The 1953-nt window shown below is 71.9% G+C and carries 3 protein-coding genes; 1 reads left to right on the plus strand and 2 read right to left on the minus strand.

All coding sequences use genetic code 11. The annotated features are described in order from the left end of the window. On the minus strand, positions 1-685 hold a 685-nt coding region (locus FL311_RS42835; RefSeq protein WP_194869631.1), incomplete at its 3' end, for a YcaO-like family protein. A 255-nt stretch (positions 686-940) separates the two neighbouring features. Between FL311_RS42835 and FL311_RS42840 the strand changes: the two genes are divergently transcribed. Beyond that, on the plus strand, positions 941-1417 hold the full coding sequence (locus tag FL311_RS42840) for a peroxiredoxin (RefSeq protein WP_141333400.1): 477 nt from the start codon (positions 941-943) through the stop codon (positions 1415-1417). A 1-nt stretch (position 1418) separates the two neighbouring features. Here the strand turns inward: FL311_RS42840 and FL311_RS42845 are convergent. Then, a partial coding sequence (locus FL311_RS42845; protein WP_141333402.1) for a TIGR02265 family protein occupies positions 1419-1953 on the minus strand: 535 nt, incomplete at its 5' end.

Genomic DNA, 1953 nt, shown 5'->3' on the forward strand with positions numbered 1-1953 from the left:
CCGCCCCCGCGGTCCGCGCGGACGGCGTCGCATCGAAGAGGTACACCCCGAAGCCACGCTCCCGCAGACGCTCCGCCAACGCGGCCGTCCTCGGCGCCGAGCGCGCCAGCTCCGCGCCACGCAGCAGCCGCCCCCGCACCGCCTCCTCCGTCCACCCCTCGGGGAACACCCGCGCCAGCTGGTCCCGCTCCGTGGCCTCCAGCAACGCATGCAGCAGCGCCCGCGCCGGCTCCGGATGCGCGCCCGAGCCATTGCTGGTCCACGCCACCGACACCGGCCCCAGCGACACGCCCCCCGGAGGCGTCACGTGCACCCCCTGCGCGGCCACCCAGACGCTCCGCCCCGAGCCCAGCTCCGTGGCCTCGCGCCACGCACACCGGACACCCTCACCCCACAACCTCGGCTCCACCAGCGCGCCCGCGGAGCCCAGGGCCTGTGCCCCCCACAACGTCCCCAGCCGTCCCTCCAGCTCCGCGAAGGAGCCCCAGGCGAGCCGCCCCGGCGCCACCGTCTCCGCCGCCCACAGCTCCGCCGTCTCGAACAGCGCGCCCCAGGCCGCCTCGTCTGCCGTGAGCCCCTTGCCGTTGCACACCTGGAGCACATGGCCCCCTGGACGCACCGCGCAGGCCACCTCCACGCCCGTGCGGTCCAACCCGGTGACCCGCGCCACCCGCGTCACGCCCATGGCCCGGGCCAGCCCGGACGAACTCACTCGCTCGCTCGACACGCCCGGGCGGATAGCACTCCTCAACAGTTCTTAACACCCCGGCGACATCAACCATGCGATGCAGGACGCGGCCCTCCCGGGGACTCGGGAAGGACACAGTCGTCCCGTCCTGGGGCGAACGCGGCGGGAGCTGGCGAGCAATCGTCACCCAGCCCCGCACCGAAGACGTGGTACCGGTGGACCGTCGCGGCCACCAGAAAGGGAGCTGCCGGAATGCTCGCCATCGGAGACCTCGCGCCTGACTTCGTCGCCATCGACTGTCATGGCGTGCCCCTGAGCCTGTCCGCGCTGCGAGGGCGCCGCGTCGTCCTCTTCTTCTTCCCCAAGGCCTTCACGCTCGGCTGCACCATCGAGAACCGGGCGTTCCGCGACAACCACCTGCACTTGCAGGAGCTGGGCGCCGAGCTGGTCGGCGTCTCCGTGGACACCCAGGCCACCCAGTGCGCGTTCGCGGAGAAGGAGGACATCCACTTCTCGCTGCTCGGAGACCCGGACCGCGTCATCAGCCGCGCCTACGACGTCCTCTGGCCCGTGCTCCGCGTGGACCGCCGCGTCACCTTCATCATCGGCCCGGAGGGCCGCATCGAGGACATCATCCGTCACGAGGTGCGCGTGTACCGCCACCTGGACGACGTGCTCGCCTACCTCGAGTCCCACCCCATGACGGCCGCGTACGACTCGGCCGCCTGAGTCACTCCCAGGCGCAGTGGTACTCACAGTGGGCCGCGCCCCGCGCCCGGCACATCGGATGCGTGACGCGCGGCGACAGCCCGCCCGACAGCTCGATGGCCCGCTCGTGCCAGCCGATGATGGTGAGGCAGTCCGCCTCCGTGACGTTCTCCGCGCAGAAGGTGCGCAGGATGGCGGAGCGCGGCCCCGTGGACTCGTACGTGCGCGAGCCCACCGCGTAATAGAAGCGGTAGATGCGCGGCGCCTGGCTCAACAGGAAGTGCGGCTCTCCGCGCCGGATGAACGCGCTCTGCTCCCCGTGCAGCGCCTCGTCCGCGGACGAGCGGCCCATGTCGATGAAGGCCCGCCCCTCGTCCTCCGGCGACAGCACCTCCGCGATGGCCGAGTCCAACCGCAGGTTCAGCTCCAGCGGATACCAGGCCACCGGGAGGATGGCCTGGCGCAACACGGCCTGGTCCACCGGGGGCAGCCGCCCCAGGACCTCGTCCACCCCTGTCTCTTCTACACATCTCCGAGCCCACGAGACGCGTAGTAAC

The sequence above is a fragment of the Myxococcus sp. AB025B genome, from assembly GCF_006518215.1.
Lineage (GTDB): Bacteria > Myxococcota > Myxococcia > Myxococcales > Myxococcaceae > Myxococcus > Myxococcus fulvus.

Excerpts from the sequence above, each read along its gene's own strand:
- FL311_RS42840 (WP_141333400.1), top strand. The coding sequence starts at position 941 with ATGCTCGCCATCGGAGACCTCGCGCCTGACTTCGTCGCCATCGACTGT.